The organism is Dactylosporangium sucinum (genome assembly GCF_014647515.1).
In the GTDB taxonomy this organism is placed as follows: domain Bacteria; phylum Actinomycetota; class Actinomycetes; order Mycobacteriales; family Micromonosporaceae; genus Dactylosporangium; species Dactylosporangium sucinum.
Map to the genome: position 1 here is coordinate 162,139 of NZ_BMPI01000018.1, position 13,345 is coordinate 175,483.

Sequence of the window (13,345 nt, forward strand, 5' to 3'; positions counted from 1 at the left end):
ACGTCACGGCCGAGGCCACGGTGATGCGGTACGTCGCCGACCACGGCTTCCCGGTCCCGCGCATCTACGAGGCGTCCGGCGCCGACCTGGTGCTGGAGCGGCTCGACGGCCCGACGATGCTGGGGGCCCTCGCCGACGGCACGATGCACCTGCGCGACGGCGGGGTCGTGCTGGCCGACCTGCTCGACCGGCTGCACAGGATCCGGGCCCGCACCGCGACCGATCCCGGCACCCGCATCCTGCACCTCGACCTGCACCCCGAGAACGTCGTGATGACCGAGGGCGGCCCGGTCGTGATCGACTGGCGCAACACCACCGAGGGCCCGCCCGAGCTCGACGTGGCGATGACCGCGCTCATCGTGGCGCAGGTGGCGGTCGACCCCGGGCACCCGTTCACCGGGCAGGCCGAGGCGTTCCTCGAGGTGCTGCTCGGCTGCACCCGCGACAACCCGCTGTCGCAGCTGGAGGCGGCGGTGCGCCGCCGGGCGGCGGATCCGAGCCTGACCGGCGACGAGCAGGCACACCTCCACGAGGCGAAGCTGCTGGTGACGACGTTCGCGCGCGCCCACCACTGATAACCCGATCGGGGCGGGGCGAGCGCCGACCGGCTCGGTCACGCTTTGTGCCATGGAAGAACTCTTCGTTCGCCAGGTCGACATCGGGGTCGCCGACATGGACATCTCCGTCGACGACCAGTTGACCACCACGCGGGTGGTGATCGAGCGCGCCACCGCGACCGACCGCAAGGGCGGCGCCGAGCGGGACCTGCTGCTCGTCTACGGCGCGGAGGAGACCAAGGCCGTGGCCGAGGCGCTGCACCGCGCCTCCGAGCTGGCGATGAAGGAGCAGTAGGCGGCACTTGTTGAAGTCTCAACTACTAGCTACATTGGGTGTATGAGTGCGCTGCCCCTGCTGGACCGTCACCTCGACCACGCCGTCCCGGCCAGCCGGGCGCAGCGCACCTGGACCCCGTCCGACGGGCCGCTGCCGAGCATCTACCTCAGCCACGGCGCGCCGCCGCTGCTGGAGGACGGCACCTGGATGCGCCAGCTGTTCGACTGGGCGCACGGGATGCCCAAGCCGGCGGCGATCCTCATCGTCAGCGCGCACTGGGAGTCGGCGCCGCTGAGCGTCTCCGGCACGGCGGCGGGCACGCCGCTGGTGTACGACTTCGGCGGCTTCGCCCCGCACTTCTACCGGCTGCAGTATGCAACGCCCGACGCCTCCGCGCTGGCCAGGCGCGTGGCCGGGCTCATGCCCGACTCGGAGCCGGTGCACGAGCACCGCCATCGCGGCCTGGACCACGGCGCCTGGGTGCCGCTCATGGTGATGTACCCCCTGGGCGACGTCCCGGTGCTCCAGCTGAGCCTGCCGACCCACGACCCCGACCGGCTGCTCGACCTGGGCCGCCGCCTCCGCCCGCTGCGCGAGGAGGGCGTGCTCGTCGTCGGCTCCGGCTTCATGACCCACGGCCTGCCGTTCCTGACCCGCGAGCACTGGACGGGCGGCGGCACCCCGCCCGCCTGGTCGGCCGACTTCGACGCGTGGGCCGCCGAGGCGCTCGAGCGCGGCGACGTCGACACGCTCGCCCGGTTCGCCACCGAGGCGCCGGGCATGCCGTTCGCCCACCCGACGGTCGAGCACTACACGCCGCTGTTCGTCACGCTGGGCGCCGCCGACCGCCCAGACGCGCCGACGAAGGCGGTCATCGACGGCTACTTCATGGGGTTGGCGAAGCGCTCGATCCAGACGGCCTGAGCCGCGCCCGGACCTTGTCCTTCGTCGCCTCGGGCAGCGCGTCGGCCGCGAGCAGCCTGGGCAGCAGGTCCGGCTCCAGGGTCAGCGCGCGGAACGCGACGCCGATCGTCACGTCGTGTGCCGGGGTGTGCACCACCTCGACCGGATCGCCGGCCCGGATGGACCCGGGCCGGACGACCCGCAGGTACGCGCCCGGGGTCGCCCGCACCGTGAACCGCTTGATCCAGGCCGCCTCGTCCAGCCAGGCCGCGAACGTCCGGCACGGGATCCGCGGCGCGCTGACCTCCAGCACGACCTCCTCGCCGATCCGCCAGCGCTCGCCGATCAGCGCGTCGGTCACCGCGAGGTCCTGGGTGGTGAGGTTCTCGCCGAAGACCCCGCCGGGCAGCTCCCGGCCGATCTCGCGCTCCCAGCGGTCGAGGTCCTCCCGCGCGTACGCGTAGACCGCCTGGTCCGGCCCGCCGTGGTGCTTGACGTCGCTGATCGAGTCGCCCCGCAGGCCGGTCGGCGTGGTGCCGCGCGGCCCCGGCACGGCGACGGCGACCGGCCCGGTGACGGGGCGCTTGTCGATGCTCGTGGTCGGGAAGTCGGAGTGCGCGGTCGGCGCCGGCGAGCCGACGTTGACGGACAGGAGGTAGGCCACGCGACGACGGTAACCGCTGGGCCGGGCCGGTGGAGAGGGCCGATTCGGTGGTCGCGGCCTCCTGCCCCGGCGCCGGGCGGGCGGTCAGGCGCCGGTCAGGGCCAGGTCGGCGCCGGCCCGGATGCCGGGACCGCCGACGGTGGTCGGCGCTCCGCCGGGGTCGGCGTGGACGACGCGGGCGCTGGCGAGGTATCGAATGCGGATATTCTCCGCGAAGTGCCGCCCGTTCAGCAGCCCGGCCGCGGCGAGGACCGTCCCGACGTCGATCCCCCAGAATCGATGCCCTTCGTGGCCGTCGCGGTAGTGCACGGCGACATCCCCCGTGAGGTACGCGTCGTAGATCACCCGCACCCCGAGCTCCATCCGCAGCCCGACGAGCTCGTCCGCGGCGGCGCCGGCCGGCAGGTCGAGCGCGCACGACTCGACGGCCTCCGCGCCCCACTCGTGGGCATAGTCGAGTCTTCCCCCGGCGGGGAGCTCAACGGTGTACCGCAGGCGCTCCGTCGGGCTGATCCCGTCCACCGGCGACCAGAGGTTGGCCGCCGTGCAGCCCAGCGACGCCGCCGGGGCGAGCCCGAGCGGCACCGCGACGGGTTCGGACCCGACCCCGGTGACGGACGCGCTGGCCACCCGGAGCGTGGTGGTGACGGGCTCCCAGCCGTGCGACCGGTGGAGGAACCCGTCGAGCTGGGCGAGGTCGGGCGCTCTTCCCAGGCAGGCGGCGACGGCCTCGATCAGGCTCTGGTCGTCCAGCCCGAAGGCGTCGCACTCGGCGGCGCTGACGGGGTGCCGGTCGGTGCCGGCGGCATTGACGCTGGACGACCCGTAGCAGGTCCCAGCCACGATGGACAGCTCGACACCCATGGCCCACCCTCCGCCTTCGGGACGCCCCGTAACGTGCCCGTAACCAAGCGTCTCACCGGCCGGGTTCCGTAGCGCTCAAACGGAGAAACCGCACCTCGGCACTCCGCGGGGCAGCGCCGGCGACTCGGGGCGGCGCCTCCTCCAGACGCGCGCCGGCGCGCTCCAACTGCGATCAACCCCGCCGGCTCCAAGATCATGGGAGCCGTTGGCGGCCCGGGACGACCGGATGGTTCCCATGATCATGGGAGTGGTCGGCGGGCGGAGCGGCGGCGGGCCGCCCGCCGGACGGGGTCGTGATCCGCGTCACGTGCCGTAGGCGGCGGCCGTGATCGTGCGGACGGCCGCCTCGACGACGCCGGCCGCGAACGGCAGGTCGAGCGTGTCGAGGGTGTCGGTCGGCCGGTGGTAGTTCGGGTTGCGGTAGTCGGCCGTGTCGGTCACCAGCAGCGAGCGCCGCCGCGACTCCCAGTAGGGCACGTGGTCGCTGCGCATCACGAGGTCGCGGGCGACGACCGGCACGATGAACGGGAACACGGGCACGGTGGCGTGCAGCGCGAAGTCGTGCACGAGGTGCATCGAGTCGGGCTCGCCGACGAGCGCGATGAAGTCGCCGCGGGAGGGCGGGTCGACCAGCTCGGCGAACTGCGGGGGGAAGCCCTGCCCGGCCGCGGTGTACCCGATCATCTCGAACACGATCGACTCGGTGCCGGGCGTGATGCCGCGCACGTGCGCGGTGCTGCCGAGGAAGCCGGTCTCCTCGCCGCCGAACAGGCAGAACCGGACGGTGCGGGCCGGCAGCTCCAGGCCCCGCAGCGCGCGGGCCGCCTCCAGGACGCCCGCCACGCCGCTCGCGTTGTCGTCGGCGCCGACCCCGTCCGGCGTGGTGTCCCAGTGCGCGCACAGCTCGACGGCGTCGGGGGAGGCGCCGGGGATCTCGGCCACGAGGTTCACGTCGTGCAGCTCGCCGCCGTACCGCTCGACCTTCACCGCCAGTCCCTCTGCCTTGAGCGAGTCGGTCATGTACCGAAGGGCAGCGGTCACCCCGGGCAGGTCCCCGCAGCGCGGCCCGTGGGCCGTCAGCGCGGTGACGTGGCCGGCGAGCCGGTCGGCGGAGACCACCGGGTCAAGATTCACCGGAACAGGATATGGAACAGCCCCCGAGGTTTCCCACAAGCGTGGGTCCGGTAGGACGAGCACCGGAACAGCCTCGGGGGCCGGGTAGCCGTCTCGTATTCGCCGGGCCGCCGTCCGGGCGGCCGCACGAAGTGCGAGTCCAGAGGACGGCGGCTAGCGGACAACCACCTCACGAGTCCCATTGCTACACAACTTTGGACCACCTCCTTTCCCGTGTACGCCCAACTTAGCCAGCCTGGACGGCCTGCGGCAACGGTTTTTCGGGTGCGGCCGGCAGGCGCCGGATGAGGCGGTGGAGGATCAGCAGGGGGATGATCCCGAACACGCCGAACGAGATGTCGATCAGGGTCCACCAGAACGGGATCCCGCGCACCGGCCCGGCGAACACTGCGAGCGGGACGACGCCGACGCAGGCGATCATGCCGAACTCGACGACCCAGATGTTGCGCACCGGGTCGCGCCACACGCCCCAGAAGGCCACGGCGATGACCAGGTGCGCGAAGGCCAGCCAGTCGGTGCCGTACATGATGAACGGATACTTGTCGTTGGTCTCGGTGATGCCCCGGTCGACCCGGGCGATCCAGTCGACGAGGCCGGCCGGGGCGGGCGAGCCGTCGAGCAGCGAGTGCAGCCACCGGACCTCGTGCTCCAGCGGGAACGCGGTCACGCCGCTGAGCACCAGGCCGACGAGGAACAGCACGAGCCAGACGCGGATCTTGCGCTGCGTGGACATGGCCGGAGCGTAGATCCCGGAGCCGCCGCCGTACCGCCCTCGTCACGAGATCTGCACAACAGCGGCGGCGCCGGCGCCCGAGGGGGATCGGGAGCCGGCGCCGCACCGGGGGGAAGGTCAGTAGCCGCCGTTGCCGGCGTCGGCCACGACGGCCTGGGCCTTCTTGCCCTCGGGGGTGAAGGCGAACCAGGTGCCGCCGACGCCCTGGCCCTTGGCGTCGCCGGGCTTGGCGTCGCCGGCGAAGCGGTACGCGGGCCAGCCGTTGATCGTCAGCTGGAGCGAGCCGTCGCCTCGGGTGATCTTGCCGATCAGCTTCTGGTCGACGCCCTCGATCTTCATGTTCTCGGCGTACGGGACGGCCGGCCACTGCTTCAGGCACTCGCCCTCGCAGTTCGACTTCGACGGCTTCGGGGCGTCCTTCTCGAAGCGGTACAGCGTCCAGCCCTTCCAGTCCGTCACCACCGTGCCGAGGGTGTCGTTCCGGGCGACCTTGAGGCCCGCGACGCCGGCCGCCGGGGCCGGGCTCGCGGGCGCCGCCGCCGTGGTGGCCGGGGCCGCGGCGGCCGGCTGGTCGGTGTTCTGCTTGGTCAGGTCGATCGCACCGCAGGCGCTGAGCGACAGGGCGGCGGCCGCGGCCACCGCGAGGGTCAGGACGAACTTGCGCATCTCGGTCTCTCCTTCATCGCAGCTTCGCCTCCAGACACGGGCGGCCGCGGAAGAAGGTTCGGCGCGCGGAGGTCAGGTCACCGACAGCTAGGCTTCGAACCGTGAGTGAACCGATCGACCCGGAGGTGCTGGCGTTCGCCCGCCGGATGTTCGACCTGGCCCGGGCCGGGGCCACGGACGAGCTGGCGGCCAGCGTTGACGCCGGCCTGCCGGTGAACCTGACCAACGACAAGGGCGACTCGCTGCTGATGCTCGCGGCGTACCACAACCACCCGGCCACGGTCGCCGCGCTGCTCGGCCGGGGCGCCGACGCCGGCCGGGTCAACGACCGCGGTCAGACCGCCCTGAGCGCGGCCGTGTTCCGCCAGTCGGCCGAGTCGGTCACGGCGCTGCTCGACGCGGGCGCCGACCCGCACGCGGGCGGGCCGTCGGCGCTCGACACGGCCCGGTTCTTCGACCTGCCCGCCATGCTGGAGCTGCTGGAGCGTGCCCGGTGAGAGACGTCCCGATCCGCGGCGACATGATCCGCCTCGGCCAGTTCCTCAAGCTCGCCGACGTGCTGGAGTCGGGCGGGGAGAGCAAGGAGCTCATCCTGGAGGGCGAGGTGTCGGTCAACGGGGAGGTCGACACGCGCCGCGGCCGGCAACTGCACCGCGGCGACGTCGTCGAGGTACTCGGGCAGACCCTCAGAGTGCGTTAGCGAACCGCACCGCCCGCTGGGCGAAGTGGCCCTGGCCGCCGTCGTGGCCGTCCCACTCGTAGAGCTGCAGCTCCTTGCACCCGGGGATCTCGTTGTACGCGGCGAAGACCGTCGACGGCGGGCAGGTGAGGTCCATGAGCGCCGCCGAGACGAGGGCGGGCGCGGTGATCCGCTTCGCGAAGTGCACGCCGTCGACGTAGTCCACGGTGGACAGGGCGGCCTCGGCCCGTGCCGGGTTGAGCCGGACGAACCGGGCGAACTCGGCGTAGGGGTCGTTGTCGGTGATGGTGACGGCGCGCCGGATGTCGCACAGGAACGGCACCCCGGCGATCACCCCGCTGACCGCGTCGCCGCTGAGACCGCCCGCCGCGAGGGCCAGGCCGCCGCCCTGGCTGATGCCGGTGACCAGGACCTTCGACGCGAACGGCAGCGCGCGGGCGGTCTCGACGGCGCGGACGGCGTCGGTGATGAGCCGGCGGTAGTAGTACGTGCGCGGGTCGAGCACGCCGCGGGTGAGGAAGCCGGGCGCCTGCGGGCCGGCGCCGTCCGGGTCGGGCGTGTCGCCGGCCCGCCAGCGGCCGCCCTGGCCGCGGGTGTCCATGACCAGGTTGGCGTAGCCGGCCGCCGACCACAGCAGGAAGTCGTGGGGGAACCCGCGGCCGCCGCCGTAGCCGATGAACTCCACCACGACCGGCAGCGGGCCGTCGGCGTCGCGCGGCCGGATCAGCCACGCCTTCACGGGCTGTCCGTGGTACCCGCTGAACGTCACGTCGATCGTGTGCAGGGACCGCAGGCCGGTGTCCACCTCGGTCAGCACCGCCGGCGTGGCGCGGGAGCGCGCCTCGTCGAGCGTCGCCGCCCAGAACTCGTCGAAGTCGCCCGGTTCGTTCGAGGCCGAACGATAGGTCCGCAGCCGGTCGAGGGGAAGATCGAAGAGGGCCATGGGGCGACCCTATTACCAGGAAGTTCCCAGCGCGATTACGGGTTCGGCCCAGGTCGGGGGGTCATCGTAGTTCATGTGACCGGCGCCGGAAAACCGGAAGCCTCCCTGGATGGTCCACCGGCGCACGGTCACGCCAAAGCTTCACCCAACACGTTGCCGAGCTGGGGTGGTCAGCGGGGGGCAACGGTGATGCGGTCGAGGTCGGGACACCATCTGCCGGGGGTGTTCCCGACCTCGATCGTGTTCTTCCCGCCGCCCAGCCGCAGGGTCAGCGTCACGGTCGCGACCCGGTCCCAGCCGCCGCTCGGCGCGAAGGTGACCAGGTGCCACTCGCCGTGGCCCGCCCGCACGTAGCAGCGCCGGGTGTCCGTGGCCAGGTAGGCGATCGTGACCGTGACCTCGGCCGGCCGCCCCACCTCGACGCCGGTGAACGACAGCACCCGCCCGTTGCCCACGTTGGCGACGGCCCGCCCGCCCGACGCCCCGCTGACCTCGCGGACCGTCATCCCGTGCCGGCCGTTCCCCGGCGCCTCCGCCTCGTAGGACGTGGATGCGGGTGGGGTACCGGACGGGCTGGGCGACGGCGACGGTGGCGGGACGGACGGCGCCGCCGAGCCGGGCGCGCTGGGCGGCGGCCCGGCGGAGCTCGGGAGATCCGTCGGGGCGGCGCTCGTGCCCGGGCTCGCACCCGTGCTGACGCCCGCCGCCGGGCTCGCCGTGGTGCCGGCCGGGCTCGCGGCCCCCGGCGTCGCGAGCGGCGCGGGAAGGCCGGACAGCGTCGGCACGACCGGCCCCGCCGCCTCCCCGGAGGCGAACCGGGTGATGTCCGGCGCGCCGGTCAGCAGCCCGCGCAGCCCCACGACCACCACCGCGACGACGATGAGCACGACCACGAACGCGATGCGTGGCTGCCGATACGCGTCGGCCCGCCGCCGTCCGGTGTAGTCGTCCGGGACGTCGAGGCCATCGGTCATGCCGGGCACGGTATCGCCTCTGGATCACCCCGCGCGATGTGTGAGCCGTGTCGATTTTCCGGCGCCCCTACGGCGTGAGCACGACCTTGCCCCGGACCAGGCCGGACTCGATCAGGCGGTGCGCGTCGGCGACCTCGGCCAGCGGCAGCTCGCGGTGCAGGTTGACCCGCAGCCGGCCCTGGTCGGCCAGGTCGGCCAGCCAGCGCAGGTCGCCGGCGTCGGGCCGGGGCGCGAGGAACCGGCCGCCCCGCTCGGCGATCCGCTCGCCGCCCGCGGCGGTGGAGACCGCGCGGGCCGGGTCCTTCACCTCCTCGACGGCGGACTCCGTCGCCGCGCCGCCCTGCAGGTCCAGGGCCACGTCGACCGGCTCGGGCACCTGCTGGACCGGCTCGGCGCCCAGCTCCCGCAGGAACTCGTGGTCGGCCTCGGCCGCCGTGCCGAGCACCCGCTCGGCGCCCAGGGCCCGGGCGATCTGCACCGCGAAGTGCCCGACGCCGCCGGCCGCGTCGTGGACGACGACCACGTCACCCTCGCCGGTGCCGGCGGCGCGGAGCGCCTGCAGGGCGGTGAGGCCGGCCAGCGGTACCGCGGCCGCCTCGGCGAAGCTGAGCCCGGCCGGCTTGTGGGCGACGTCCCGGGCGGCGATCGCGGCCCGCTCGGCGTAGGTGCTCCGGGCGCACGCGTAGACCTCGTCGCCCACCACGAACCCCTCCACGTCGGCGCCGGTGGCGACCACCACGCCGGCGACGTCCCAGCCGGGGATGTCGCCGTTGCCGGGGCCGGAGCCGGGCGGGTTGACCCCGGCGGCGCGGACCTCGACGAGGACCTGGTCCGGGGCGATCTGCGGGTCGGGGAGGTCGCGGAGGGAGTAGCCGGCGGCGGACGCTCCGTCGGCGTCACCGGGCTCGGTCACCGTGATGGCCTTCATGCCTCCATGTCTAGCGTCGCGGGCACCGGCGTGCAGGCGGTTACGGCCATGCCGATCGAGGTCGGGTGGGTGATCCCGGGAGGGAGGGAGCGTCCGCCCCGGCCCGGGCCGGCCGCCGCGAACCGGGTGTCCGGGTCCGCGCCGGCCGGCGCGAGCAGGGCGTCCACGTCGGCGGTGGCTTCCGTCCGGGCTCACGATGCCGGCGACGGCGGTGCTGTCAAGTGCCCGGGCCGCGTCCAGGAGCCGCTGCATACCCGGTCGCTCGCGGTCCCGGGCACCCCTTGGATGCGGCGGTGGCGTCATGCGCTCTGGCGGCGGACCAGGGTGGTCGGCAGGACCGGTGGCTCGTCCGTCGACTCGCCGCTCATCAGCGCCAGCAGCTGGCGGGCCGCGGCGGCGCCGATCTCCTCGACCGGCTGCTTGATCGTGGTGAGCGGCGGCTGGGTGAACGAGGCGAGCGGCAGGTCGTCGAAGCCGACCAGGGCGACGTCCTCCGGCACCCGGCGCCCGGCCTGGCGCAGCGCGTGCAGTGCGCCGACCGCCATGAGGTCGGACGCGCAGAACACCGCGTCGAGGTTGGGCCGGTGGTCGAGCAGCCGGGTCATCGCGTGGATGCCGGCCGGGCGGGTGAAGTCGCCGTAGGCGATCGGGCCCGGCTCCAGGCCGGCGCGCTCCAGGCCCTCGCGGAAGCCGGCCAGCCGGTCGACCCCGGCGGAGACGTCGGGCGGGCCGGCGATCGTGACGATCCGGCGGCGGCCGGTGCGGGCCAGGTACTCGACGGCCTGGCGGGCGCCGCCGCGGTTGTCGGCGTCGACGTACGCGAGGGCGCTGGACTGCAGCGGCCGGCCGATCAGCGTCACCGGCACGCCGAGGGCGGGGAGCGTGACGACGAGGGGGTGGCTGCTGCGGCAGTAGATCAGCATGACGCCGTCGATGTGGCCGCTGCTGAGGTACCGCTGCAGTGACGCCGGTCGTTCTCCGGCGGCGAGCAGCATCGGCATGTCACGCTCGGCGAAGGCGGCACTGGCGCCGGCGAGCACACGGGAGTAAAACGGATCGGCGAAGAGTCGTGCGTTGGGCTCGCACACCACGGCGGCGACCGAGCGGGGGCGGCGGTCGACGGCGCGGGCGGCGCGCTGGCGCACGTAGCCGAGCCGGTCCACGGCGTCTCGGACCTGCTGGCGGGCGGTCGGCGAGACGCGTGCGGAGCCGTTGAGCACGCGGGAAGCGGTGGCGGAAGAAACACCGGCGAGGGCGGCGACGTGGGCGAGCGTGGGGTGTTCGGCGGGCTCAGGCATTGCTTCTGGAGCGGCGGTAATCGACATCGCGACCTCCTCAGATAGCAAGTCGTCGATTTTGGGAGCGCTTCCATAGGGAGCGTCATACACCGTTTCCGCGCTGTCAACACGAGATTGCCGAGAGGTTTCGCCACCGGGGTTCGGACTGTAAATTTCAGCGCCGCCGATCTTCCGGCCGCTCGGAACCGGGTCGCCGCGGCCACTGGTGTGACCAGCGTGGATCTCCTAGCCTGCTGGGCATGCGTGACTGGATTTCCGTCATCGTCGCGGTGCTCGGCGTGCTCCTCGTCCTGGCCGGCTCCGCCCTCATCGTGATGCGCGCCCTCGCCGTCGGCGAGCGGCCGGCGCCGGCCGTGCCCCCGGCCGACGAGTCCCCCACGGCCGACGTGTCGGTCCTGACCCCCACCCCTGCACCCGTCCGCACCCGGCTGGTGGACGCGGTGAAGAACCCCTCGCCGGCCGACCGGCTGATCTTCTGGGGCATCATCCTGTTGGTGCTGGCAGCGGTCGCGGCCGGTGCGATCTCGTTCAGCCTCGGCGCATCCGGGGGTGCGGCGCCCAGCGCGCCGTAGTGTCTCCCGGGGTGGCGGCGGAGATCGCCCGCCCCCTGCGAGTTCGCCCAGACGGGGGGAGACTATTCTGCCTGCGGGGTGACGTGTTGATCGCGCGGCGCCTCACGGAGCTGGCTCGCCAGCGGGTTCAACAGCCTCAGGAGGCCTTTCGTGACCACCGTTGCACCAAAGCCGATCGTCACCAGGCCTTGGCCGGTGCACCAGCCGGTCAAGGGCTCGGCGTTCGCTCGGCTGTTGCGGACCACGGACGCCAAGCAGATCGGCTTGATGTACCTCACCACGTCGTTCGTGTTCTTCATGATCGGCGGGTTCATGGCGCTGCTGATGCGCGCCGAGCTGGCCCGGCCTGGCCTGCAGTTCCTGTCGCCGGAGCAGTACAACCAGCTGTTCACCATGCACGGCACGATCATGCTGCTGTTCTTCGCGACGCCGATCGTGTTCGCCTTCGCGAACTACATCACGCCGCTGCAGATCGGCGCGCCCGACGTCTCGTTCCCGCGGCTGAACTCGTTCGCCTACTGGCTCTACGCGTTCGGTGGCTCGATCACGCTGATCGGGTTCATCACGCCGGGTGGCGCCGCCGACTTCGGCTGGTTCGCCTACGCGCCGCTGAACAGCATCATCCACTCGCCCGGCGTGGGTGCCGACCTGTGGATCGTCGGCCTGGTCCTCTCCGGCCTGGGCACCATCCTCGGTGCCGTCAACATGATCACCACGATCCTGACCCTGCGCGCGCCCGGCATGACCATGTTCCGGATGCCGATGTTCACCTGGAACATCCTGGTCACGAGCGTCCTGGTGATCATGGTCTTCCCGATCCTGGCCGCCGCCCTGCTGGCGCTGGAGGCCGACCGCCGCCTGGGCGCCCACGTCTACGACGCCAGCACCGGCGGCGCGATGCTCTGGCAGCACCTGTTCTGGTTCTTCGGCCACCCCGAGGTCTACATCGTGGCGCTGCCGTTCTTCGGCATCATCACCGAGGTCATCCCGGTCTTCAGCCGCAAGCCGGTCTTCGGCTACAAGGGCCTCGTCGGCGCGACGATCGCGATCGGCGCCCTGTCGATGAGCGTGTGGGCCCACCACATGTTCGCGACCGGCCAGGTGCTCATGCCGTTCTTCTCGTTCCTGAGCTTCGTCATCGCCGTGCCGACCGGCATGAAGTTCTTCAACTGGATCGGCACGATGTGGCGCGGCCAGATCACCTTCGAGACACCGATGCTCTTCGCGGTCGGCTTCCTGGTGACGTTCCTCTTCGGTGGCCTCTCCGGCGTCCTGCTGGCCAGCCCGCCGATCGACTTCCACGTCTCCGACACGTATTTCGTGGTGGCCCACTTCCACTACGTGCTCTTCGGCACGATCGTGTTCGCGGTGTACGCCGGCATCTACTTCTGGTTCCCGAAGATGACCGGCCGGATGCTCGACGACCGCCTGGGCAAGGTCCACTTCTGGCTCACCACGATCGGCTTCCACACCACGTTCCTGGTGCAGCACTGGCTGGGCACGCAGGGCATGCCCCGCCGCTACGCCGACTACCTGGCCTCCGACGGCTTCACCACGCTGAACACGATCTCCACGATCGGCTCGTTCATCACCGGCCTGTCGACCCTGCCGTTCATCTGGAACGTGTGGAAGTCGTACAAGACCGGCCGCGTGGTCGAGGTCAACGACCCGTGGGGCCACGGCATGTCGCTGGAGTGGGCCACGAGCTGCCCGCCCCCGCTGCGCAACTTCGACAGCATGCCGCGCATCCGCTCGGAGCGCCCAGCCTTCGACGCCCGCTTCCCGGCGCACGCGCCCGGCCACTCGCTGGACGCCCCGCCGGCCGGCGGCGCCCGCCCCCTGAGCCGCGAGGCCGACGGCGGCGCCACCTACGAGGAACAGCACTGACGCACTCCTGACAAGCCCGCCCCCGGCGCCTGCGAAGGCCCGGGGGCGGCTTTGTTGCAGACGTGTTACGCGCGGCCCGGCGCGGGGGCCCGGGCTGCCCAGACGGCGGTTACGGCTGCCAGCGGCCCTCCTGGACGCCTCTGGGCGCCTGTGCTGGGCGTCGGCTCCTGGCCTGCGCTGCGAGCCGTCTCCGGCCGTGGCATGGCGTGGGCTCGTGGCCTGCGCTGCGAGCCGTCTCCGGCCGT

Annotated in this window: 16 protein-coding genes; 7 read left to right on the forward strand and 9 right to left on the reverse strand. The window is 72.6% G+C overall.

The window, feature by feature from the left end; all coding sequences use genetic code 11:
* The 3 genes from IEZ31_RS20325 to IEZ31_RS20335 form a co-directional block, all read left to right on the forward strand.
* Positions 1-575, forward strand: a 575-nt coding sequence (locus IEZ31_RS20325; RefSeq protein WP_229835580.1) for a phosphotransferase, incomplete at its 5' end; no start/stop codon positions are given.
* A 52-nt stretch (positions 576-627) separates the two neighbouring features.
* Positions 628-852, forward strand: coding sequence for a hypothetical protein (locus tag IEZ31_RS20330; RefSeq protein WP_190251477.1), 225 nt, complete (start codon positions 628-630; stop codon positions 850-852).
* A 42-nt stretch (positions 853-894) separates the two neighbouring features.
* Positions 895-1,758 (forward strand): dioxygenase family protein, encoded by an 864-nt coding sequence (locus IEZ31_RS20335; protein WP_190251478.1) that lies wholly within the window; start codon positions 895-897, stop codon positions 1,756-1,758.
* On the opposite strand, the gene IEZ31_RS20340 is transcribed toward IEZ31_RS20335, so the two are convergent.
* The 5 genes from IEZ31_RS20340 to IEZ31_RS20360 all read right to left on the reverse strand — a co-directional run bounded on the left by IEZ31_RS20340 (position 1,721) and on the right by IEZ31_RS20360 (position 5,798).
* A complete protein-coding gene (locus IEZ31_RS20340) occupies positions 1,721-2,401 on the reverse strand; it encodes an MOSC domain-containing protein (RefSeq protein ID WP_190251479.1) in 681 nt (226 codons plus the stop codon). The two genes, IEZ31_RS20335 and IEZ31_RS20340, sit on opposite strands and share 38 nt — an antisense overlap.
* Positions 2,402-2,485: 84 nt before the next feature.
* Complete coding sequence (locus IEZ31_RS20345; RefSeq protein WP_190251480.1) at positions 2,486-3,265, reverse strand: hypothetical protein; 780 nt, start codon at positions 3,263-3,265, stop codon at positions 2,486-2,488.
* Positions 3,266-3,568: 303 nt separating this feature from the next.
* Positions 3,569-4,399 (reverse strand): M20/M25/M40 family metallo-hydrolase, encoded by an 831-nt coding sequence (locus IEZ31_RS20350; RefSeq protein WP_190251481.1) that lies wholly within the window; start codon positions 4,397-4,399, stop codon positions 3,569-3,571.
* Between the two features lie 226 nt (positions 4,400-4,625).
* On the reverse strand, positions 4,626-5,132 hold the full coding sequence (locus tag IEZ31_RS20355) for a hypothetical protein (protein WP_190251482.1): 507 nt from the start codon (positions 5,130-5,132) through the stop codon (positions 4,626-4,628).
* Positions 5,133-5,249: 117 nt separating this feature from the next.
* Positions 5,250-5,798, reverse strand: coding sequence for a hypothetical protein (locus tag IEZ31_RS20360; protein ID WP_190251483.1), 549 nt, complete (start codon positions 5,796-5,798; stop codon positions 5,250-5,252).
* A 146-nt stretch (positions 5,799-5,944) separates the two neighbouring features.
* Here IEZ31_RS20360 and IEZ31_RS20365 point away from each other — a divergent pair, with 146 nt between their 5' ends.
* Positions 5,945-6,295 (forward strand): ankyrin repeat domain-containing protein, encoded by a 351-nt coding sequence (locus tag IEZ31_RS20365; protein WP_373294641.1) that lies wholly within the window; start codon positions 5,945-5,947, stop codon positions 6,293-6,295.
* A complete protein-coding gene (locus IEZ31_RS20370) occupies positions 6,292-6,498 on the forward strand; it encodes an RNA-binding S4 domain-containing protein (RefSeq protein ID WP_190251485.1) in 207 nt (68 codons plus the stop codon). The genes IEZ31_RS20365 and IEZ31_RS20370 overlap by 4 nt, the downstream gene beginning before the upstream one ends.
* On the opposite strand, the gene IEZ31_RS20375 is transcribed toward IEZ31_RS20370, so the two are convergent.
* The 4 genes from IEZ31_RS20375 to IEZ31_RS20390 form a co-directional block, all read right to left on the reverse strand.
* Positions 6,485-7,441, reverse strand: coding sequence for an acetylxylan esterase (locus IEZ31_RS20375; protein ID WP_190251486.1), 957 nt, complete (start codon positions 7,439-7,441; stop codon positions 6,485-6,487). The genes IEZ31_RS20370 and IEZ31_RS20375 overlap by 14 nt on opposite strands.
* 170 nt (positions 7,442-7,611) lie before the next feature.
* Positions 7,612-8,415, reverse strand: coding sequence for a carbohydrate-binding protein (locus IEZ31_RS20380; RefSeq protein WP_190251487.1), 804 nt, complete (start codon positions 8,413-8,415; stop codon positions 7,612-7,614).
* Between the two features lie 67 nt (positions 8,416-8,482).
* Positions 8,483-9,343, reverse strand: a complete 861-nt coding sequence (locus IEZ31_RS20385) for an NADP-dependent oxidoreductase (protein ID WP_190251488.1) — start codon at positions 9,341-9,343, stop codon at positions 8,483-8,485.
* Positions 9,344-9,642: 299 nt separating this feature from the next.
* A complete protein-coding gene (locus IEZ31_RS20390; protein WP_190251506.1) occupies positions 9,643-10,641 on the reverse strand; it encodes a LacI family DNA-binding transcriptional regulator in 999 nt (332 codons plus the stop codon).
* 239 nt (positions 10,642-10,880) lie between these two features.
* Here IEZ31_RS20390 and IEZ31_RS20395 point away from each other — a divergent pair, with 239 nt between their 5' ends.
* Positions 10,881-11,213, forward strand: a complete 333-nt coding sequence (locus IEZ31_RS20395) for a hypothetical protein (RefSeq protein ID WP_190251489.1) — start codon at positions 10,881-10,883, stop codon at positions 11,211-11,213.
* A 150-nt stretch (positions 11,214-11,363) separates the two neighbouring features.
* On the forward strand, positions 11,364-13,100 hold the full coding sequence (gene ctaD, locus IEZ31_RS20400) for an aa3-type cytochrome oxidase subunit I (RefSeq protein ID WP_190251490.1): 1,737 nt from the start codon (positions 11,364-11,366) through the stop codon (positions 13,098-13,100).
* The last annotated feature ends 245 nt before the right edge of the window (positions 13,101-13,345 follow it).